The organism is Rathayibacter sp. AY1F9, from assembly GCF_002932155.1.
Classification (GTDB): Bacteria; Actinomycetota; Actinomycetes; order Actinomycetales; family Microbacteriaceae; genus Rathayibacter.
The window spans coordinates 61082-81179 of sequence record NZ_PSVA01000008.1; the positions used below are offsets into that span (position 1 = coordinate 61082).

Sequence of the window (20098 nt, forward strand, 5' to 3'; positions counted from 1 at the left end):
GCGACGCGGATCCGGCTGCACTCCTAGACGCCCGCTGGCTGCGTGGGATCCGGCGCCCCTGCTGGACGCCTTCCCGATCGACCGCTGGCGGCGCTGAGGACGGGCCGTCAGCGCCGCACTCGGCGCGGTGCCGCCAGCACCGCGTCGAGCAGCTGTGCGAGGTCGGCGGCGCGACGGTGCCAGCCGTACTGCTCCGCGTAGACCGAGCCCTCCCGGTTGGGTCCCGACGCCGCAGCCTCCAGCGCGGACCGCAGCCCGTTCTCTGCGCCCGCAGGGTCGTCGTAGAGCCAGACGCCGGGGGCGGAGCGGGCTCGCAGTGCAGGGGAGGCGGACGAGACGATCCTGAGGCCGGCGGCGAGGTACTCGAAGTACTTCATCGGGCTGCGACCCGCGTTGCCCGGGTCGTCCGAGAGCGGGAGCAGCCCGACGCGGGCGCTCTTCAGCAGCGCGGGCGCCCGGGAGTAGGGCACGGCGCCGAGCAGCTCCACGTTCGCGGGCAGCGTCTCCACGTTCTTCGGGAGCGGACCGGCGAGTCGGAAGGGGACGTCAGGGAACGCCGAGGCGAGCATCCGGACTCCTCCCCAGTCGAAGCGGCGGTCGAGCGCCCCGAGGTAGACGACTCCCGCACGCTCGGCACCGAGACCGTGGAACCGCTCGTACTCGACTCCGTTCTCGAGGACCAGCGTGCGCTCTGGCGCGGCCACTCCCTCGGAGACCACGCGCAGCACCGGCTCCGACGTGGCGACGAGAGCGTCCGCCCGCTCGAGGAGCTCGATCTCCGCCGCCCGCATCCCCGGTTCGAAATGAGCGTCCGTGGGCCGGTAGACGACACGCTTCGGCTGCAGGAGCTCGAGGAGCGGCACGCCCATCAGGGGCTGGTCGACGATGAGGACATCAGGACGCATCGCCCCACTGGGCGCCCGCCAGGGCCGCAGCGGCACCCGCAGAGACGGCGTCCGCATCCGCGCCGGGAGCGATCCCAGTGGGGCGACGGTGAGCGGTTCGGCGTGCACGACGCCCGCCGCGTCCGTGCGTGGACCTCGCAGCGCAAGACCGAAGCGGGCCCGCACGGTGGCGTCCCGCAGGCGCCCCGCGTGCAGGAGCGAGGACGGCGTCGAGACGTGCGTCACCGTGTTCCCGAGGCGCGAGAGCTCGCGAGCCAGGTGGTGGCTCCCCACTCGGAAGACCCCGACCTCGGCGGTGTGGCTCGCGAAGACGATCTTCACGGGCGCCCGACCGGTCCGGAGGCGTCGACGAGGAGGTCGACGAGTCGTCCTCGCTGCATCCGCAGCGCCGACACGGAGTCTCCGACGCGCCTCCAGTAGTCGGACGGGTCCTCCCGCAGCTCAGCGATCTGGTCGCGGATGAGCGAGAGATCGGCGTCGAAGGCGTTGTGCACGAACCGGTCGATCCCGAGGTCGTCGTAGGCACCCCAGCCCTTCCGCTCGTAGCTCAGATGGACACTCGGAACGCCGCTGCGGATGGTCTGGATGCTGCCGTGCAGCCGGACCGAGACCACGACCGCCGGCCGATCCGCGACTCCGCTGCCGACCGCGTCGCGGAGCAGGCGGAATGGCCCTTCGTGGCCGAGCCGCTCGTAGAACTGCGGATCGTTGTTGCCGCGAGCGGTGGCTTGAGCGAGCAGCTCCGACTCCGGATCGCGCGCGAGGGCGTCGATCCGCGACTCGTAGGCGGCACGTCGCGACCGGCTCGAGGACAGCGCGCGGGCGACGATCCCGACGGGCCCGGGAGCTCCGGCCCGCACGACGGTCCTCGGATCGAACTCGTCGGGGAGGCCCAGAAGGGCCATGTCGGGAGCGCGGTGCACGTTCGCGAGGCCGGACAGCTCCTCGACGGAGCGGTCGTCCCGGGCGAAGACCCCGACGGCGCGGGCCAGTCGCGCCGCGATCACACGGCGGGTCCCGAGATTGAGCGGCCCGATGCTCTGCGGAAGGTAGACGAACGGAACGCGGTCGCTGCGCCGGGGCATCTGGACGAAGTTGGTGCACATCATCTTGACGACTTCGACGGGATTCTTGGTGCGGAGGTAGCCGCCCCCCACGCCGACGACGAGGTCGGACCCGGCGATCGCCCGGGCGTAGCCGGCGCTCCGGCGGCCGGAGAGCAGCGCGACCCCACCGCGTCGCAGCGTCTCGAGGCTGCCGATGCTGCCGGCACGGCCGGTGAGGGGGTGCAGGACACTCTCGTAGAGCTCCTCGTCGAAGCTCGCGGGATCGAGGGCGACGAGCGTGATCTCCGCCGTCGGCAGGGCCGAGAGGACCAGCTCCCGCGCCTCCTCGACGAGCAGGCCGTCGCCGGAGTTGGTGGTGCTGTAGGCGTGGACGATCGTGACCCTCACCGCGCGGCCTCCTCGAAGACGCGAGCATGCGCTGCGATGGAGTCCGACCAGTGGAATCGTCGAGCGTTGATCAGACCCCGGCTCCGCAGGTCGTTGCGGAGGGACGGATCGGCGACGATCTCGCGCATGTGATCGGCGATCGCCGTCGCGCCGATGTCGGTGAGCGTCAGCGCCGCGCCGCCCGCCACCTCGGCGAGCGACCCGCGATCGCTGCAGATGACGGGAACGCCGCACGCCATGGCCTCGACGACCGGGAAGCCGAAGCCCTCGTAGGTGGAGGGGAAGCAGAAGGCGAGCGCTCCCCGGAGCAGCGGGACGAGCGCCTCATCCGGTACGCGGCCGAGGTAGCGCACGCCGCGGGTTCCGCGGACCGCCTCGAGGATCGCGTCGCTCTCCCACGCCGGAGCGCCGGACACCAGGAGCGGCACCCCCGTCTCGTCGAAGACCTTCGAGGCGGCTCGGCACAGCTCGATGATGTTCTTGCGGGGGTCGAGGTTGCCCGCGTAGAGGAAGTACGGGCCGTCGATCCCCAGCTCGTCGAGCGCGACGGAGTCCTGGTCGGTGGAGCGGGTGTTGAACGTGTCGTGGTCGATCCCGTGCGGGATGGTGACGATCTTCCCGGCGGCGTCGGGTGCGACAGTCGCGATGTCCCGGGCGGAGGAATCGGAGACCGTGATGATCGTGGTCGAGAGTGCTGCGAGACGCGCGACGCGCAGGCGCCACAACCGGTCGGAGCTCCGGCTGCGCACATCGTCCACGTGGAGTGTCGCCAGCCCGTGGATCGTGCCGACGATCGGGAGGCGGCTCGGAACCAGCGGCCCCGTGTCCGCGGGGAAGTGGAGGACGTCGATCCCGGAGGGGCGGAGCCTCGGCAGTACGAGTCCCTCATAGGCGCCGTAGACGGCGCTGCGGGCTCGGCCCCCCTCGATCGGAGGTCGGGACAGCACGTGCTGCACGCCGTGTCCGGCGAGCCCGCTGTAGACGGTGCGGGCGTATCGGGTGTTGCCGCCGACCTGTCTGTCGAGGACACGGGCGGAGACGAGCACTGTCGTCATGGCTTCCTCCTCCGAGGGGCGGTCGGCAGCAGGCCGAGGTAGAGCCGCTCGAGCATCTGCGACTGGTGCTGCACGGTGTTCAGGGCGAGGGCGTGCTCGGCGGCGGCGACGAGACGGGAACGGGCCGCCGGATCCTCCAGATCGCCCCAGTACGACGCCACATCGTGGGGGGAGTGCGCGACCAGGGGCAGGCCGAGGCGATCGAAGGCGGGGATGTCCCGCACGACGAGGGCCAGCCCCATGCCGTGCGCCTCCAGAACGGCCATCGGCATCCCCTCCCACTGCGCGCTGTGCAGGTACACGTCGGCATCGCCCAGTCGGCGGAGCGCCTCGTCGCGGCTGAGCCAGCCGGTGACGTGGACGCCGGCCTGGTCGAGGGCGGTGCGGTGACGCCCCTCGCCTCCGCCGATCCACGTCGCGTCGACGGAATGGCCGGCGGCGCGCACGGCCTCCACGGCCTCGGCGAAGAATCGGGGATCCTTGTGCGTCGAGAGCCGACCGGCGCCGACGAGGCGGAGAGGCCTCGGCCCGCCGGGGCGAGTGGCGGGCGGGAGCGAGGCGGGCACCGAGTTGGGGACGTGCACGACCTCCGCCCGGCTGAACGGCCACCGGCTCAGACGGGCCTCGCGAGCTGAGCAGGCGGCGAACACGGTGGTGTTGAAGGCGAGGACGCCCTCGAAGACCCGGAACGCCGCCCGGGCGGGCAGCGGGAGGTCTCGGCGCTCGAAGCCGTAGCAGTGCGGCGTGTAGACGATCGGACGTCGCCGGCCCGCCCGGACCGCGAGGCGCGCGTACGCTCCGCCGAAGCTGGAGTGCGCGTGCACGACAGCGCCCGGCATTCCGGCCAGAACCGTTCGCAGAGCGCGGACTCGGGCGACGTGCCCTGTCGGCAGCGCCGTCACGCCTGCGAACGACGCGAAGGCGCTCTCCGGTACCGGAGAGTCCTCCCGCGGTGAATACACGAGCCTGTGCTGGAAGGCGGGCGTGGCCGCTACGTAGTCGCTGATCGCCGACGCGGTACCTGCGCCGAAGCTCTCCGTCACGTGCACGATCGTGCGCTCGCCTTCGCGCCAGCCCTCAGCGAGTGTGGATCCGCTTGTCAACCGTTCGCGCCCTTCCGGCTTGGCCGAGCCGTGGAAGGCTCCGGTCCCTGTCGATGACCATCGGACAGGATCCCTCACCGACCACGCGGTCCGTCGGCATGACTCCGTGAGCGATCCTATGTGCTCCCGGCCGACGGTATGAGGTCGAAAGGGGACCACCTCCGGGGGACCGGGACCGTGGTTAGTCTGTAGTCCTACAGAGCTGAACGGAGCTGCTGCAGGAGACGATCGATGCTCGATCACGTCGGAGATGAGGCGCGCGATGGCTCGAGGGGGCGCTGCGACCGCGACGACGCGAGAGGGCGCGGCGCGTCTGGATGTCGTCCAGCGGCTTCTGTTCCTCGCCATCGTCTTCATGCCGTTCCAGCAGGCGCTCACCATTCAGGTCGGCTCTCCGCTGAAGATCACCGAGATCGCCGTCATCCTGGCCATCGGCTTCTCCGTGATCACCGTCCAGAAGGACCGGTACACGCCGGTGGGACGGGAGATCGTGCTGGGGCTCGGTGCGCTGGTCGTTCTGGCGACGATCTGGGCATTCCTGTTCAAGCAACCCGAGGTTCCAGCCGCCTACGGCTATGACCTGGGCTTCACCAACGACATGATCCTCTACTGCGGATACGCTCTGCTGGCCCTCGCGGTCTGGTGGTACGTCGGCCACCGACTGGGATTCCAGGACATGGAGCGGGCTCTCTCGATCGCCGTCCGCCTCGCTTTCGTCTTCTGCGCGATCCAGCTGGCCCTCCACCTCGCCGGGGTCCCGCTGCCCGCTCTCCTCAACTCGACGATTCAGATGGGGGCGACCTTCGGCGTCAGCCTGCCGAGGAACGGCCCGTTCCTCGAGGGGAACTACCTCGGTTTCTTCGCCGGGATCGCGCTGTTCGCCTGCCTGCGCCGTCGCGACCGCATCGGAATCGCCGCCGCCGTCGCCTGCCTCGTCTACTCGCAGTCGACGTCGGCACTGATCGCGACCGTCTCTGCGGCGGTCCTCACGGCGACGCTCCGCCCCCAGCGGGGAGTGGGAGTGCAGATCTTCAGCGTCGGCGCGCTGGGCGCGGTGATCGTCCTGCTCGTTCCCGCCCTGCAGCGCTTCGTCCTCGCGCAGCTCTCGAAGCTCGGACTGGGCACAGGCGCCGTCGACGTCGGCACCCGCTCGCTGAACGTCCGATCCCAGTCGTCGAGCACGGGCTTCACCATGGCCGCGGACAATCCGCTGTTCGGAGTCGGACCCGGCCGGTTCGGCGTGTGGAGGACCGACTACTCCCAGGCGGTGGCGGGGCTCACCTCGAACGGCGCCTCTCGCGGTCTCGCGAACAACGTCTACGCCCAGCTCGCTGCCGAGACAGGAGTGATCGCCCTGGCCCTCTTCGCCGTCCTCCTCGTGATGCTGATCGTGCGGGGATATCGGCGCAACGGGACGGCACTGGGTCTGGGGGTCTTCCTCGCCGTCGCTCTGGCCTCCGCCCCCGCGTGGACCGCCTTGACCGTGTGGATCGCGCTGGCGTACGCCGCATCGCTCGCCTCCGAGCCGCTGCCGGCGACGACCTCGATCGCCCGGTCCGGCCTCGACTCGGAGCGACGGGCAGCGGCGGTGTCGCGATCCATGGCGGTGCGTCCGGCGCCGTCCACCGGTCGGCACCGGCAGTTGTCGGATCGACGGTGAGCTCCGCACCCGCGACGACCGAGCTCTCCCTCGATGATGCGGTACACCTCGCACACGCCCTCACCGCGCACCTCTCCTCCACGCACGGGCTCCGCGCCCTGTTCATCAAGGGGCCCACCGCCCATGCACAGGGCATCCGCACGAGACGCGTGTCCAGCGATGTCGACGTGCTCGTCCACCCGGCGGACGTCCAGCGCCTCGTCGACCTGCTGGCCGAGCGCGGATGGATCCCCCGGCCCGACCGCCCGGCCCCGCGCGCGTACCCGGTGCACTCCGTGACCCTGTTCCATCCGCAGTGGACCTGCGACATCGACGTGCACGACCGCTACCCCGGATTCTTCGCAGAGCCGGAGGAAGTCCTCGACGTGCTGTGGACGTCGCACCGGACCGTGACGATCGCGCACAGGAGGGTCGCTGTGCCCTCCCCGGTCGCGGGCGCGGTCGTCGTCGCGCTCCACGCGCTGAAGGATCCCCTCCTTGCCCGGAGCACGTCCGAGCTCGAGTCGGTCATCGGGTTCCTCAGGGGCGCGAGCGAATCGGACCGGGAGGCGCTGCTCCTGCTCGTCGAGAGCACCCGCAGCGCCTACCCCCTCCGCCCGGTGCTCCACGCCCTCGGGCTGGACGTGCCGGACGACCTGGCCGTGCACGAGCGCCGGTTGTGGGATCTGCGGGTGGCCGGAACGGGGCGGTCCAGCTATCACTGGGCGCTCGCCTTCGTCGAGGCCACAGGGAAGCGGCGCATCGTGCTGATCGTGTCCGCGCTGACGACCGTGATCGGTCTCACACGCCGGGCGCGCCGGAGGGCTGCGGAGACGGGGATGGTCCGCTTCGATCGGCCGTCGTTGTCAGATCTGCGGGCGTTCCTCGGGCTCGTGCGCTCGCTCGCCGCCGATCGTCGACGCCGTCGCCGAGAGAATGCGACCCACTCGTGACCACCGTCGATCCGGGAGCTCTGGATCACGCCGTGTGGGCGCGATCCGATCAGCTGGCCTTCGTCGAGGACGACGCGCAGGCGGTGCTGCTGAACCTGTTGTCGCCGTTTCCCGTGCCCCTCGTGCTGAAGGGCACGGCGCACGCGATCTGGAGAAGGCTCGAGCATCCGTCCACGACCGTCGAGATCCTCGCGGGGCTCGCCGACGAGTTCGGCGTCCCCCGAGAGGTCCTCGAGGAGGACGTGCTCAGTTTCCTCCTGGAGCTGAGCACAGCAGACGTGGTCCACCGGCTGCCCTCGCGCTGAAGGTGAGACATCGTGCAGCAGTGTGCGCCGTGCGGGGGGTGTGAACGGCGGTCGTGACGGCGGCCTTTCCTCCGTACTGTTCGGGAATGGGAGCATCATCGCGGGATCGAGGACGACGGGCGCTTCTGAGCCTGACGGCGGCAGCGGGCGCGGGCGCCGTGACGGCGGTGGCGACGGCCCCCCCGGCGACAGCGGCCAACGCCTTCCCGGACGCACGGCTGGACGGCTTCCGGGACTCGACCGAGTTCCCGGGAGCGACTGCTGAGCAGCGGCTCCGGGCCGCTCTCGACGCGGCTCACGCCCTCGCGACCGAGTCCTTCCTGGTCGTCTCCGAGCCCGTCGTGCTGACAGCACCCTTGACGATCGACCTCTCGCGTGTGTCGATGGAGTTCGCCGGAGGCGATGTCGATGCGACGGCGGTGTCGGGATCGGCGCTCGTCCTCACCGCCTCCGAGGCCTCCGATGATGCGCCGCACACGCGCGTGAGCCTGCGCGGACTGCGCCTCACGGGTCCCGGCCGAGCGGCTCCTGGATCCGTCGGCCTCGAGCTGTCCTCGGCGACAGGCGTCCGAGGCGCAGGACTGTACGGAGTGGAGATCATCGGATTCGAGACGGGTGTCCGGTTCGGTCCCGGCGCCGAGCATCTGCGCCTCTTCCACGTGGCCGTGGAGGAGTGCGGCACGGGCGTCCTGGTCGCCGGCACTGCCCCTGGGTCGAATCTCGCGATGGTCGGCGGTTCTGTGCGCTCGTGCACGACGGGACTGTCCTCCGCGTCGACCAGTGGCGAGCTGCACACGACGTCGCTGGCCATCAGCGGATGCGATCGCGCGGTCGAGGCTTCAGGGGGTGCCGTCACGCTGCACGCTGCGACCGTCCGCCTGACCCCGGCGAGCACGGTCAGCGCGTTCTCCACCGCTGCGACGACGACGGCCAGGATCAGCATCAACGGCGGCACGGTCTCCGCCGCCGCCCCGCTGGCGGCGGCCACAGTCTTCGAGACGGCTCACAGGAGCTGGGGAGGCGGGATCGTCGTGACGAGCACCTCCTTCCGCAACGTCGCTCCGGCATCGGGCTACCTCGTCGGAGGGACCGGACTCGTCCGGTTGGCGGACGTCTCGATCCTGGACGAGCCCTCCGTCGTGCCGACCTCGGTTCTCGTCCACCGCGCCGCGAACCGGCTCGTCGATGGAGCCTTCGATGTGGGCACGGTCGCGGACGCGTACCTGGACACTCCGGACGCCACCTCTCGGAGTGCGAGCCCGTCGGCCACGCTCGCCGTCGCGTCAGGGCGGCTCCTGGTCCGGAAGACAGGCACCGGACAGACGAGTCTCTCGTTCGATGTGCTCAGCAGACCCGGGCGGGTCTACGCCGCCGACCTCGTCATCGGACAGGCCGCTGCGAACGGGTCGATGATCGTCTCGGAGTCCTTCGTCACCGTCTCCGGTCGTGACGCCCGCGGCATCCCTGTCACCGTCCGCTCGGAGCCCGTCTCCTCGACGACGCAGTCGATGGCGGCGATGGCCGCGGCACTCCCGTTCCGGGTAAGACCCGCGACCGGCGTGGATCGCCAGGCGCCGTCCTGGGCGTCGCATTTCCGCGTGACCGTCGGCCTGAACGACCCCGCCGCGGGAACGGTCGGCATCGACGACGCGGTCGTCACCGAGATGTGAGGACCGGCCGCTCGCGCGGTGGCCCGATGCGTCAGTGGGCGCCGCCTCCGGGGGCGACGACGGCCTGCACGGTTCTTGCGAGCAGCGCGAGGTCCCCGGTGAACGACCAGTTCTCCACGTAGTAGAGATCCAGTCGGATGGCGTCCTCCCAGGAGAGCGTCGACCGCCCGCTGACCTGCCAGAGTCCGGTCATGCCCGGCTTGACGTTGAGGCGCCGGCGCGCGGCCTCGTCGTAGAGCTCGACTTCTCCCGCCACCTGCGGCCGCGGCCCGACGAGCGACATGTCGCCTCTCAGCACGTTGAAGAGCTGAGGGACCTCGTCGATCGAGTACTTGCGCATGAAGCGTCCGATCGGTGTGATGCGAGGGTCGTCAGTGATCTTGAACAGTGGTGTTCCGGACGTTCCCTGAGCGGCGAGCAGCTCGGCGAGCTGATCATGAGCGTTCACCACCATCGAGCGGAACTTGATCATGCCGAAGGGCTTGCCGTTGATGCCGATCCGTGTCTGGCGATAGAACAGGGGCCCCGAGCTCGTCAGCTTGACGGCCAGTGCGACCGAGGCGATGAGAGGCATCAGCACGGCGATGAGGCTCAGCGATCCGACGATGTCGAGGGCACGCTTGCGGGCCTGCTTGCTGCCCTCGAATCGAGGTGTCTCGATGTGCACGAGAGGAAGGCCCGCCACCGGGCGCATGTGGATCCTCGGTCCGCTGATGTCGGTGAGGCTCGGCGCCATGACCAGGTGCTGGCGCCTCGGCTCGAGACTCCAGCTCAACTGTCGGATCTGCTCGGGTGGCAGGTGGTCGCTGCTCGTGATGATGACGGTATCGGCGCCGGTCCGGTTCAGGATGCCCGGCACCGCATCCACCGTGATGTTCTCGAAGACAGGCACCCCCCACCCGCTCACCCGATCGCTGGCCAGATCCTCGGGGATGCACACGCCGACAACGAGATACCCGGCCCCGGTGGCGCGGACGAGCTCGCGGTAGATGTGCTCGACGCTCCGTGGCGAGCCGACGAGGACGACGGAGGAGGAGTACCGGCCCGCGCTCCGCTGCTGCCGCAGCCACACCCTCCAGGCTCCGCGTCCGAGCCAGAGCAGGACGAGGCCGAGCGGGAGCGCGGTGATGATGTACCCGCGGGCGAAGCCGATCTGGCCGAGGTAGGCGACGCACGTGATCACGGCGAACAGCAGGAGCGTCGCATCGAGGATGCGCTTGTACTCCGTCACCTCTCCGCCGAGGACACGGTCTTCGCGTGTGGCGTAGAACTTCAACAGGGCGGCCCACAGCACCACGATCATCGAGGAGACGATCCAGTAGTTCGCGAGCAGGCCCGCGATCTCCGGCTGATGGCCGGCCACGAACAATTCTCGGCTCTCCACTCCGAACCAGAAGAACTGACTGCTGAAGACCGAGAACACGATGACGAGGACATCGGTGATGACGAGTTTTCTGGCCACTGCTCGGGACCAGGAGCTCCGGCCCTTCTCGGAGGAAGAGCTCTTCGTGGAAGTGGGTGTTTGCAGTTTCACCGTGTGAGCCCTGTCTGCGACTGACCGCTGTTCTCTCGCATAAGCGACCTGCCCTCAGCGTAGTGGTCGGGCGTCGTGCTCCTCCGTCCTGAGCGAAGCTCCGCGCAAAGGCCCCTCCTAGGGGATGCTCTCGGCTATTCCGACTATTCCCCGACGATGAGGACGCGCTCGGACCTCCGTTGTGCGCCGTCGACGACCGCTCGGACGTCGGCGGCGGAGACGTCCCGAGCACGGGGAGTCGAGGTGGTTCGGCGGGTCGGATCCGTCGGGCGGCTCAGGTCTCTCGGCTCGCGCGGTCGGCGCTCGTGCGTCCGGTGCTGATGCGGTGTCGCGGCGTCCCGCCGCTGTCGATGGGGCGTGACGCGCAACGGCAGGAGAAGACTCGGGAGAGGCGCCGCGAGAGCTCGCGAGGGGAGACCGGCGGACGATCGTCGGGCACCGACGGCGGGCACGTCGTCGCCGGCAGGGACGAGCAGGACGCTTCCGCTGCCGGAAACGACGACGGCACACTCGTGCTCATCGAGACGGACAGGTGCTGCGCCGGAGTGCTCCTGGGCGTGGAGCCGAGATCGGCGCATGCGTCTGCGGTCATCGGCTCCGGCCACGGCCGCGGCCAGGCGCCCGTGGTCGGGCGCTCCGGGGGCGAGTGCCTCGCCGGCGGACGATCCTGCCTCGACGGGGAGCTGCTCGGAGCCGATGACGAGCCGTGTCACGGCTTCCCGGGGCGCTTCCGCTCTCCGTTCAGGACGTCGCGGATCGCTCGGGTCGTGTCGGGTTCGGGCCGGTGAGCGCGACCGGGGATCGAGGCCCTGTCCCCGTCCGCCCGAGCCGGTCGTCCTGTGAGCGAGGCATCCGCTCGCACGAGCGGGTCCGGTGACGTCCTCCCTCGGTGATCGAGGGGAGGACGTCACCGGACCCGCGAGTCCTGCTCGGGGGGCGCGCCGTCGTCAGGGCGCCCCCTGGTGATCAGCTCAGCCGCAGAGTGCCGCGCCTGCCACGTAGAACGCGCGGATGCCGATGTTCGGCGTCGAGGCCGACGCCACGCTGGTGACGTTCGTGATCGTGACGACGGGGCTGCCGGTGCTGTTGCTGTCCCACGTCCCGGGGTTGCTCAACGGGGTGCGGTAGTACTGGTTGTTGTCACCGATCACGTTGATCCAGTTGCCGCCGATCTCGACTCCGAGGTCCTTCGCCGTGCGTCCGGCCGGAAGTGCGGTGAGCTGGGTGCCGTCCTGGTCGAACACAGCGGCCGTCGTCGCGAAGATGCGACGCGTCGCGCCGAAGACCTGGGTGTCGGCGGCGACCTGACGCAGCCCGGTGACTGTGGCGAGGACCTGCGTCCACGGCGACCAAGACGCTCCGGCCTCGATGGTCTTCGTCGCCTCCCATGCCGTCCCGTCGGTCGCGACGAGCGACACCCGCCACAGGCTGTCGTCGCTGAACGACACGGCGATGTCGAGGACAGTGCGGCCTCCGGGCGCGGCCGCGAGCGCGACGCCGTCCCAGTCGTACACCGTGCTGCCGCTGGCCGAGAACAGGCGGGCTCCGCGGTCGCCGCCGGCGATGATCAGACCGTCATCCGCCGCGATGCTGGTCATGCCGATGCGGATGGGGGTCGTCGTGTCCCACTCGTAGAAGCCGCCGGAGGGGGCGGTGTGCGAGTAGACGTCGCCGTCCTGGGAGACGACGTAGCTCAGGTAGGTCGCAGACGCAGCCGTGTCACCGACGCCGGTCCACGCGACTGCGAAATCGACCACAGTGGTGACAGCTTCCGGCATCTCGGACTCGACATTGTTGCGACGTCCGCGGAAGGTCGAGGTGCGGGTGCCGCTGGTGCCGTTCACGATCGCTGCGGTGGTCGCATCGGCCACGGGAACGGTCGGCTGGGCCGGATTCACCACGCCTGCTGTCGTGGCCGTGATGGTGCCCGTCTGGCTGACTCCGGCGGTGGCGAAACGCAGACCGTTGAAGCCCTCCAGGAGGAGGCTTCCGCCGGCACCCGTGAACAGCGTGCGAGGTGTGGCCGTGCCGTCGTACCAGCGCAGCGCGGTCGGCAGAGTCACCGTCACCGCGATGCCTGCGGCGGCCGGAACTCCGGAATCGCTCACCTGGAGGTAGGCGTTGAACGGGTTGCAGCTGCTCGTCGTGTAGGAAGTAGTGGCATCGCCACCCTCCTGGTCGACGAAAGCGACCGTGCGCACGGTCACCGGGGCCGATGCGGCGGCGAGCGGCGCACCGATCGCCGCGACGACGACGGGAGTGGTCCATGCGGCCGCCTGCAGGACGGTCCGGCGGCCGGGAACCGCATTGCGAGCCGGAACGGGCGAATCAGAAGGGGACGTGTTCGACATAATATGCCTCTCTGGTTGGACGAATGGCCTGCGGATCTTCAACGAACGACCTGAGCCGTAGACGGCAGACGTTCCCTCGGAAGATCCACTGCTCATGTCGCAGCGTCCCGAGAGTTTTTCCGCGACGATTGATTTCGCGAGAGGGCTGTCCTTCCCGCGGCAGGCCTGAGACTACTGCACACCAAGTAATTCCACGCAACGGGGTTCGACGATCTCGAGACAGATGAGAGAGGCTCCGAAACGGCGGCGGAACGACTATCCGCCTCACTCCGAGGTCGCCCTGTTCTGCCGCAAGAGAGATGATTGATCGACAGGTGAGGCGCAGAGCCGTCTCCCGCTTGTGTTCCTTCTCTCTCCTGGCGGATCGATCGGGCCGTGAGTCCGGCCGGATGAGGCGCTCCGGTGTCGGCTGCCCGGATGCGTCTCCCCGCTCGCTTTCCCGCCCGAGGAACCCCTACAAGGCCGATCGGAGGATGGCCTCTACGGCCTTCGTGATTCCGTCACCAGGCGCGCACGGGCAGGACCGCCTCCCGAGGGCGTCCTCCTCGTTCAGGTGCAGCGTCTCCGTCGGCTGCACGGCCTCGTCGTGATCCGACTGATCGGCCTCACCTCGGCCGGGCGCGGGCTCGTTCGCGGATCCCCGGCGGCGAGAGGAGGATCGCCGGCGCATCCGCAGTCGCTCATCGACCCATCAGGACGTCCGCTCCGTTCCGGCTCCTCCGACGCTGCCGTCGCGTCGTCCGACCTCGGCGCCGGAGCGGCGGCGACGGGCGCCGCTCCGATGGGACTCGAGTCGGGTCCGGTGAGCGGGCGCGTTCCGCCTCCGGCGCAGTCGGGTGCGGGAGGATGATCGGATGGACGACACGGCGGTACGGCGGCTCCTCGAGGGGCTCGCGGGGGCGGAGGCGAGCTTCCCGTTCGGCCCGGGCACGCGGGTGTGGAAGGTCGCCGGGAAGGTCTTCGCGCTCGAGTCGGAGCGCTTCGAGCGCCCCGTCGTGAGCGTCAAGGCGCTGCCCGAGAACGTGGTGCACCTCGTCGCGGGGGTCGAGGGCATCGAGCCCGGGTACCACCTGAACAAGAAGCACTGGGTGACCGTCGATGCGGGCGGGGCGGTGGAGTCCGGGCTGGTGCTGGAGCTGATCGAGGAGTCCCACGCGATCGTCGTCGCCGGACTGCCCAAGCGGCTCCGGCTCGCCCTCGGCGGCACCGCCGCCGGCTCGCTGAACGAGGACCGCTGAACGCCGCCCGCCCGGCGCCGCCCTGCCGCAGCGCCCCCGCCGCGGCAGAGGCTCGCGGGGCGCGGCCTACAGGCCGTAGGAGCGGAGGTACGCGGCGGTGTCGTGCCAGCCCTCGACGGCGAAGCACTCGACGCCCATCGCCTTGACGGGGTAGTCGTTGCCGTCCGGGTCGAGGCGGTCGCCGACGAAGATCATGTCGTCGAGAGGGATGCCCGTCAGCTCGGTGAGCTTGTTCATCCCGTACGCCTTGTCGATGCCCTTCCGGGTGATGTCGACCGACGTCGAGCCGCCGGAGCGGACCTCGAGGTCGGGGAGCACGGCCTGCACGTTCTCACGGAGGGTGTTCTTCTTCTCGCCGTCCGGGTCCCAGGCCTGCTTGACCTCGACGGGCGCGGACTGGCCGAGGGCCGAGAAGGTGATCTGCGAGTCGCGGTCCTCGAGGATCGGGCCCCAGGTCTCGGACTCCCAGTAGCCGAGCTCCTTCGCCTTCTCCTCGACGGCGGCGAGCGCGCGCGACTTCTCGTCCTCGGTGAGGTTCTCGGCGTAGATCTGCGCCCAGTCGCCGTTCTCGTACCGGTAGTACTGCGTGCCGCAGGTGGGCATGAGGTGCAGCTTCGCGAGCACCTCGGGGTCGGCGCCCTCGAGGCGGTCGAGCACCTGCATCCGGAACTGGCCGATCTGGCCGCCCGAGATGATGCACACCTCGGTGGCCTGGAGCAGCTTCACGAAGAGGTCGGCCATCGCCGGGTCGACGGGGGACTTCGAGGCGGCGAGGGTGTCGTCGAGGTCGAAGGCCATCAGGCGGGGCAGGGTGCTCATGGAACTCGTTTCACGGTCTGCGGACGGGGCGGTAACGAGGATACGGGGCGCCGCCGGAACGCGCGCGCGGTCGGCGCGAGCGGGCTCCGAGCGCAGACTGGGGGGCATGACCGCCGCCACAGCGCCCGACGGAGGACGCCGCTCCGTTCTGCGCACTCTCGCCCGCATCCTCCTGGGCCTGCTGCTCGTCACGGCCGGCACGGCGCACCTGACGGTCGCGCGTCAGGCCTTCCAGGCGCAGGTCCCGCCGTGGCTGCCGGCCGACCCGGACCTGGTGGTCGTCGCGTCGGGCGTCGTCGAGATCGCGCTCGGGCTCGCGCTCGTCGTGCTCGTGCGGTGGCGCGTGATCGTGGGAGTCGTGGTGGCCGCGTTCTTCGTCGCGGTCTTCCCGGGGAACATCTCGCAGCTGGTGACGCGGACGCCGGCGTTCGGCCTCGAGACGGACGCGGCGCGCGCGGTGCGGCTCGTCTTCCAGCCCCTGCTGGTGGTCTGGGCGCTCTGGTCGACCGGGGCGTTCTCGGCCTGGCGGGCCCGCCGGTCGCGACGCCGCGGGGACTGAGCCGCCGGTCCGCGGCCCGATCGTCCCGCGATCCTCCGGAACGGCGAACGGCGGCCGGCGGGAGACCCCGCCGACCGCCGCCCGTGCCCTGCTCGGCTAGGCCGCGAGGCGGCGTCGCGCGACGACCAGCGCGAGACCCGACAGCAGCAGCACGAGGGCTCCGCCGATCAGGCCGGCCGCGTCGGCGCCGGTGTTCGCGAGCGAGCCCGGGCCGGAGCCTCCCGCGACGGGGGCCGCCGTGGTGGTGGGGTGCGGCGACGGAGCTGTGGTGGGCTGCTCCGTCGGGGTGCCGGGCTCGGTCGGCGCCGGGGTGACCGGGACCTCGGCGGCGGGCTCCGTCGTCAGCGACCAGTTGGGGTCGTAGAAGTCGGCCTGGTCGATCACGCCGCGGGCGGTCGACCAGTCGATGAGGAGCTGGCGGATCTCGAGACGCTCGTCGTAGACGAGCGGTGCCTGCGCGACGGCCGGGTAGGCGCCTCCGCCGCTCTGGCGGTAGTTGTTGACCGCCATCACGAAGCGATCGTCGTCGGCGACCGGGGTGCCGTCGGCGTGGGCGAGACCGCGGATCCGCGAGCCGGCGGGCTGGGAGACGTCGATCACGTAGTCCAGGCCCGAGATCGCGTCGTAGTTGTAGTCCGGGATGCCGTCGGGGCGGTCCTCGGTCGTCGCGTTGGTGCCGGTCTCGGGGTCGAACACGGCGCCCTCGGCGGTCTGCACGAAGTAGCGGGCCGAGAACTCGAGGTAGTCGCGCACCTCGGCTCCGGTCAGCTCCACTCCGCGGAGGGTGTTCTCGTAGATGTACAGGCCCGCGATGTCGCGGATGCTGACCTGCCCCTTCGGGAAGACGGCGGTGCGCGAGAACGGCGACGCCTGCGAGATCACCGGCAGGTCGGCCCACTCGGTGCCCTCGAGCGCCGACTCGACGGTCTCGGCCTGGACGGTGTTGATGAAGTCGATGATCGGGGTGTCCTCGTAGCGCGAGGTCGCGGCCGAGAGCTCCTCGACCGAGTCGGCGACGGGGGTGTTCACGTACTCGATCGTGGCGGCGTGCTGCTCGGCGAGGGCGTCGACCAGTGCGGGCGACTCCTCGGCGATGTCCTTCGCGTAGACGGGCTGCGTGACGGGTGCGTTCCCGGCCGACCAGTCGACCTCGAGGCCGCCCGCGGCGTCCGGCACCAGGTTCAGGGTGACCTCGGTGAGGCCCTGCGCCCAGAACTCGGGCTGGGTGACCAGCACCTGCTCGCCGGCGACGTTGGTGAACAGCGTCTGCGGCAGGTCCTTGTGGCTGTGGCCGGCGACGACCACGTCGATGCCGGGGACCTGCGTCGCGATGTTGTTGACGACGTCCTCGTTGAGGTCGGCCGGGTCGTACTCGGCGTCCGGCACCGTGCCCTGGCCGGTGTGCGCGAGGACGACGACCACGTCCGCCTGCTCCTGCACGATCGGGACCCACTGCTTCGCGGCGGCGACCATGTCCTGGAACTCGAGGACGCCGTCGACGTACTGCTTGTCCCAGACGCGGACGCCGGGGGTGACGAGGCCGAGGACGCCGACGGTGACCGTCTTCCCGTCGATCTCGCGCTCGATCAGCGTGTAGGGGTCGTGGTACGGCTTGCCGGTGGCGACGTCGACGACGTTCGCGCCCAGCAGCGGGGCGTTCAGGTCGCCCTCGTACGCGCTGAGCATGTCGAGCCCGTAGTTGTACTCGTGGTTGCCGACGACCTGCGCGTCGTAGCCGATGGTGTTGAACGCGGTGGCCATCGGGTGCGTCGTCTCGCCGGAGAGGACGCCCGCGGCGCCGTCGCCGAGGCCGTAGTAGTAGGTGAGCGGCGTGCCCTGGATCGCGTCGCCGTTGTCCATGACGAGCACGGACTCCTCGCCCTTCTCGGCGCGGAGGCGGTCGACCTCGGTCGCGACGCGGGTGAGGCCGAGCGCACCGTCGGCCGGGTACGGCGCGTTCGCGAAGTAGTCCCAGTCGTAGACGTGCCCGTGCGTGTCGGTCGTCGACACCAGGGTGAGCTCGACGCCGTCGTCGAGAGGGGCGGCCGAGGCGATCGGAGCGGCGGTGGCGGCTCCGAGTGCGACGACGGCGAGGAGGCTTGCGGCGCGGAGTCTGCGCATCGTGGTCCTGTTCGCGTGATGAGTGGAGTGTGAACGTGCTCGAATCTATGCGCCGCATGTGAACTGCGCATGACGGGATCGAGAGCATTGCTCGGCGATGCGTCCGCGGTGCCGGCCCGGAGCCGGTCGAGTCCGCGGGGCCGACCCCGAGCGCTGGAGCCGTCCTCCGGCCCCTCCGCTAGAATCGAGCGGCTGGTCGCGCGGAGGCGGCACGACTGCCGCGCCGCACCGGCCCACCCCCGCCCCTCCCGTCGAGAAGGACACGCCATGCCAGCAATCGTCATCACCGGCGCCCAGTGGGGCGACGAGGGCAAGGGACGCGCCACCGACCTCCTCGGCAGCCGCGTCGACTACGTCGTGAAGTTCAACGGCGGCAACAACGCCGGGCACACCGTCGTGGTGGGCGACGAGAAGTACGCCCTGCACCTGCTCCCCTCCGGCATCCTCACCCCGGGCGTCGTCCCGGTCATCGCGAACGGCGTCGTCGTCGACATCGAGGTGCTGTTCCACGAGCTCGAGGCGCTGAGCGCGCGCGGCGTCGACGTGTCGAAGCTGCTCGTCAGCGCCAACGCGCACGTCATCACCAGCTACCACCGCACCCTCGACAAGGTGACGGAGCGCTTCCTCGGCAAGCGCCAGATCGGCACCACCGGCCGCGGCATCGGCCCGGCGTACGCCGACAAGATCAACCGCGTCGGCATCCGCATCCAGGACCTCTTCGACGAGAACATCCTCCGCCAGAAGGTCGAGGGCGCCCTCGACCAGAAGAACCACCTGCTGGTGAAGGTCTACAACCGCCGCGCGATCCTGGTCGAGCAGGTGCTGGAGGACCTGCTGCAGTACACCGAGCGCCTCCGCCCGATGGTCGCCGACACGTCGCTCGTCCTCTCGCAGGCGCTCGACGCGGGCAAAACGGTGCTGTTCGAGGCCGGCCAGGCCACGATGCTCGACGTCGACCACGGCACCTACCCGTTCGTCACCTCCTCCAACGCGACCTCGGGAGGAGCGGCCACCGGCTCCGGAGTCGCACCGAACCGCATCGACCGCGTCATCGCGGTCATCAAGGCGTACACGACCCGCGTCGGCGCCGGCCCGTTCCCGACCGAGCTCTTCGACGAGTGGGGCGAGTACCTCCGCCGGCAGGGCTTCGAATTCGGCACCACGACAGGCCGCCCGCGCCGCTGCGGCTGGTACGACGCCCCGATCGCCCGCTACTCGGCGCGGATCAACGGGGTCACCGACTTCGTCCTCACCAAGCTCGACGTGCTCTCGGGCCTCGAGACCATCCCCGTCTGCGTCGCCTACGACGTCGACGGCGTGCGCCACGACGAGGTCCCGGTCTCGCAGAGCGACTTCCACCACGCGAAGCCGATCTACGAGGAGTTCCCCGGCTGGCAGGAGGACATCTCCGGCTGCCGCGAGTTCTCGGACCTGCCGCAGACCGCGCAGGACTACGTGCGCGCGCTCGAGGCGATGAGCGGCGCCCGGTTCTCGGCGATCGGCGTCGGGCCGGAGCGCGAGCAGGTCGTCGTGCTGCACGACCTGCTCGACTAGAAGCGGCGAGGAGCCGGGTCGGGCAGACCTCTCGGAGGCGGCCGACGTGGTCACAACGGAGGAAGAACGTCGGGGACCTCGCGGAGTGACGCGGATCCCGGGCCCTCTCGACGAATCCTTCCTCCGGTGTGGACACGACCGCCGCCGAGCGCGCCGGATAATCGGCGCATGCAGATCTACGCCGACCTCCCGGCCGTCCGCGCGCGGCAGATCCTGGCCGACGCCCTCGCTCTCGGCGTGGCCGTCGTGGCGATCGCCGCGGGGATCGCGGTCGGCTCGCTGATCGCCGGCCTGGCCGAGATCGGCCGGCGGCTCGAGAGCGCCGGCAGCGGCTTCGGCTCGACCATGAGCGACGCCGGGACCACCCTCGGCGGCATCCCCCTGCTCGGCGACGCCGTGCGCGCGCCGTTCGACGAGGCGAGCGGGGCCGGCTCCGTGCTGGCCGCCGCCGGACGCGACCAGCAGCAGCTCGCGAGCGCCCTGGCCGTGGTCGCCGGGCTCGCCGTCGGGGGCCTCCCGCTCCTGCTCCTGGCCGTGCTCTGGCTCCGGCCCCGGCTCCGCTTCGCCCGCCGGACCGCCGAGCTGCGCGCCCTCGGCTCGACCGGCGGCGGCACCGAGCTGCTGGCCCTGCGCGCGCTCACCCAGGCGTCCCCCCGCGACATCCTCGCCGCGCACCCGGACGCCGCCGCGGGCTGGCGGACCGGCGACCCCGCCGTCACCGCCGCGCTGGCGGCCCTCGCCCTCCGCCGGGCGGGACTCCGGCCCCGCTGACCCCGCAGGACCATCGCGGGTCCGCCGGAGGGATGATGCCGCGAGCCACTGCGGACGACGCCGGCGA

The 20098-nt window shown here is 70.6% G+C and carries 16 protein-coding genes; 8 read left to right on the plus strand and 8 right to left on the minus strand.

Annotated elements, in window-relative coordinates:
- Positions 1-107 precede the first annotated feature (107 nt).
- From C5C37_RS07340 to C5C37_RS07355, 4 genes are read right to left on the minus strand one after another with little or no spacing between them, the layout of a single operon-like run.
- Positions 108-1226 carry a glycosyltransferase gene (locus C5C37_RS07340; protein ID WP_104260947.1) on the minus strand — a complete coding sequence of 373 codons (1119 nt, stop codon included), beginning with the start codon at positions 1224-1226 and terminating at the stop codon, positions 108-110.
- Positions 1223-2359 carry a polysaccharide pyruvyl transferase family protein gene (locus C5C37_RS07345; protein ID WP_181027183.1) on the minus strand — a complete coding sequence of 379 codons (1137 nt, stop codon included), beginning with the start codon at positions 2357-2359 and terminating at the stop codon, positions 1223-1225. The genes C5C37_RS07340 and C5C37_RS07345 overlap by 4 nt, the downstream gene beginning before the upstream one ends.
- A complete protein-coding gene (locus tag C5C37_RS07350) occupies positions 2356-3414 on the minus strand; it encodes a glycosyltransferase family 1 protein (RefSeq protein ID WP_104225715.1) in 1059 nt (352 codons plus the stop codon). The genes C5C37_RS07345 and C5C37_RS07350 overlap by 4 nt, the downstream gene beginning before the upstream one ends.
- The gene (locus tag C5C37_RS07355) at positions 3411-4898 is read right to left on the minus strand and encodes a glycosyltransferase family 4 protein (protein ID WP_104273166.1); all 1488 of its coding nucleotides are present in this window, start codon (positions 4896-4898) and stop codon (positions 3411-3413) included. Before C5C37_RS07355 ends, C5C37_RS07350 begins: the two co-directional genes overlap by 4 nt.
- On the opposite strand from C5C37_RS07355, the gene C5C37_RS07360 reads away from it, so the two are divergent.
- The 4 genes from C5C37_RS07360 to C5C37_RS07375 all read left to right on the plus strand — a co-directional run bounded on the left by C5C37_RS07360 (position 4780) and on the right by C5C37_RS07375 (position 9084).
- Positions 4780-6177 carry an O-antigen ligase gene (locus C5C37_RS07360; RefSeq protein ID WP_181065640.1) on the plus strand — a complete coding sequence of 466 codons (1398 nt, stop codon included), beginning with the start codon at positions 4780-4782 and terminating at the stop codon, positions 6175-6177. The two genes, C5C37_RS07355 and C5C37_RS07360, sit on opposite strands and share 119 nt — an antisense overlap.
- The gene (locus C5C37_RS17450; protein ID WP_181027180.1) at positions 6174-7109 is read left to right on the plus strand and encodes a nucleotidyltransferase family protein; all 936 of its coding nucleotides are present in this window, start codon (positions 6174-6176) and stop codon (positions 7107-7109) included. Before C5C37_RS07360 ends, C5C37_RS17450 begins: the two co-directional genes overlap by 4 nt.
- Positions 7106-7414 (plus strand): PqqD family protein, encoded by a 309-nt coding sequence (locus tag C5C37_RS17455; protein WP_181027179.1) that lies wholly within the window; start codon positions 7106-7108, stop codon positions 7412-7414. The genes C5C37_RS17450 and C5C37_RS17455 overlap by 4 nt, the downstream gene beginning before the upstream one ends.
- Positions 7415-7581: 167 nt before the next feature.
- On the plus strand, positions 7582-9084 hold the full coding sequence (locus C5C37_RS07375) for a hypothetical protein (RefSeq protein WP_146076940.1): 1503 nt from the start codon (positions 7582-7584) through the stop codon (positions 9082-9084).
- 31 nt (positions 9085-9115) lie between these two features.
- On the opposite strand, the gene C5C37_RS07380 is transcribed toward C5C37_RS07375, so the two are convergent.
- A complete protein-coding gene (locus tag C5C37_RS07380; RefSeq protein ID WP_258063295.1) occupies positions 9116-10546 on the minus strand; it encodes a sugar transferase in 1431 nt (476 codons plus the stop codon).
- A gap of 1043 nt (positions 10547-11589) precedes the next feature.
- On the minus strand, positions 11590-12969 hold the full coding sequence (locus C5C37_RS07390) for a hypothetical protein (RefSeq protein ID WP_146078822.1): 1380 nt from the start codon (positions 12967-12969) through the stop codon (positions 11590-11592).
- Positions 12970-13823: 854 nt separating this feature from the next.
- Here C5C37_RS07390 and C5C37_RS07395 point away from each other — a divergent pair.
- Entirely contained in the window at positions 13824-14207 is a 384-nt protein-coding gene (locus tag C5C37_RS07395) for an MmcQ/YjbR family DNA-binding protein (RefSeq protein WP_104222787.1), read from the plus strand.
- 66 nt (positions 14208-14273) lie between these two features.
- Here C5C37_RS07395 and C5C37_RS07400 read toward each other — a convergent pair whose 3' ends face one another.
- The gene (locus C5C37_RS07400; protein ID WP_104225711.1) at positions 14274-15026 is read right to left on the minus strand and encodes an HAD-IIB family hydrolase; all 753 of its coding nucleotides are present in this window, start codon (positions 15024-15026) and stop codon (positions 14274-14276) included.
- A gap of 106 nt (positions 15027-15132) precedes the next feature.
- On the opposite strand from C5C37_RS07400, the gene C5C37_RS07405 reads away from it, so the two are divergent.
- Positions 15133-15585, plus strand: coding sequence for a DoxX family membrane protein (locus C5C37_RS07405; protein ID WP_104225710.1), 453 nt, complete (start codon positions 15133-15135; stop codon positions 15583-15585).
- 96 nt (positions 15586-15681) lie between these two features.
- Here C5C37_RS07405 and C5C37_RS07410 read toward each other — a convergent pair whose 3' ends face one another.
- Entirely contained in the window at positions 15682-17706 is a 2025-nt protein-coding gene (locus C5C37_RS07410; protein WP_104273159.1) for a bifunctional UDP-sugar hydrolase/5'-nucleotidase, read from the minus strand.
- 267 nt (positions 17707-17973) lie between these two features.
- Between C5C37_RS07410 and C5C37_RS07415 the strand changes: the two genes are divergently transcribed.
- On the plus strand, positions 17974-19260 hold the full coding sequence (locus tag C5C37_RS07415) for an adenylosuccinate synthase (protein ID WP_104250676.1): 1287 nt from the start codon (positions 17974-17976) through the stop codon (positions 19258-19260).
- 168 nt (positions 19261-19428) lie between these two features.
- Positions 19429-20031 (plus strand): hypothetical protein, encoded by a 603-nt coding sequence (locus C5C37_RS07420; RefSeq protein ID WP_104234281.1) that lies wholly within the window; start codon positions 19429-19431, stop codon positions 20029-20031.
- The last annotated feature ends 67 nt before the right edge of the window (positions 20032-20098 follow it).

Bases quoted from the DNA above. Each gene is read 5' to 3' on its own strand.
- C5C37_RS07350 (WP_104225715.1), bottom strand. From the start codon at position 3,414: ATGACGACAGTGCTCGTCTCCGCCCGTGTCCTCGACAGACAGGTCGGC.
- C5C37_RS07360 (WP_181065640.1), top strand. From the start codon at position 4,780: ATGGCTCGAGGGGGCGCTGCGACCGCGACGACGCGAGAGGGCGCGGCG.
- C5C37_RS07355 (WP_104273166.1), bottom strand. From the start codon at position 4,898: ATGGTGAGCGCCTGCTGGAACGGCATGAAGACGATGGCGAGGAACAGA.
- C5C37_RS07390 (WP_146078822.1), bottom strand. From the start codon at position 12,969: ATGTCGAACACGTCCCCTTCTGATTCGCCCGTTCCGGCTCGCAATGCG.
- C5C37_RS07395 (WP_104222787.1), top strand. From the start codon at position 13,824: ATGGACGACACGGCGGTACGGCGGCTCCTCGAGGGGCTCGCGGGGGCG.
- C5C37_RS07400 (WP_104225711.1), bottom strand. From the start codon at position 15,026: ATGAGCACCCTGCCCCGCCTGATGGCCTTCGACCTCGACGACACCCTC.
- C5C37_RS07405 (WP_104225710.1), top strand. From the start codon at position 15,133: ATGACCGCCGCCACAGCGCCCGACGGAGGACGCCGCTCCGTTCTGCGC.
- C5C37_RS07410 (WP_104273159.1), bottom strand. From the start codon at position 17,706: ATGCGCAGACTCCGCGCCGCAAGCCTCCTCGCCGTCGTCGCACTCGGA.
- C5C37_RS07415 (WP_104250676.1), top strand. From the start codon at position 17,974: ATGCCAGCAATCGTCATCACCGGCGCCCAGTGGGGCGACGAGGGCAAG.
- C5C37_RS07420 (WP_104234281.1), top strand. From the start codon at position 19,429: ATGCAGATCTACGCCGACCTCCCGGCCGTCCGCGCGCGGCAGATCCTG.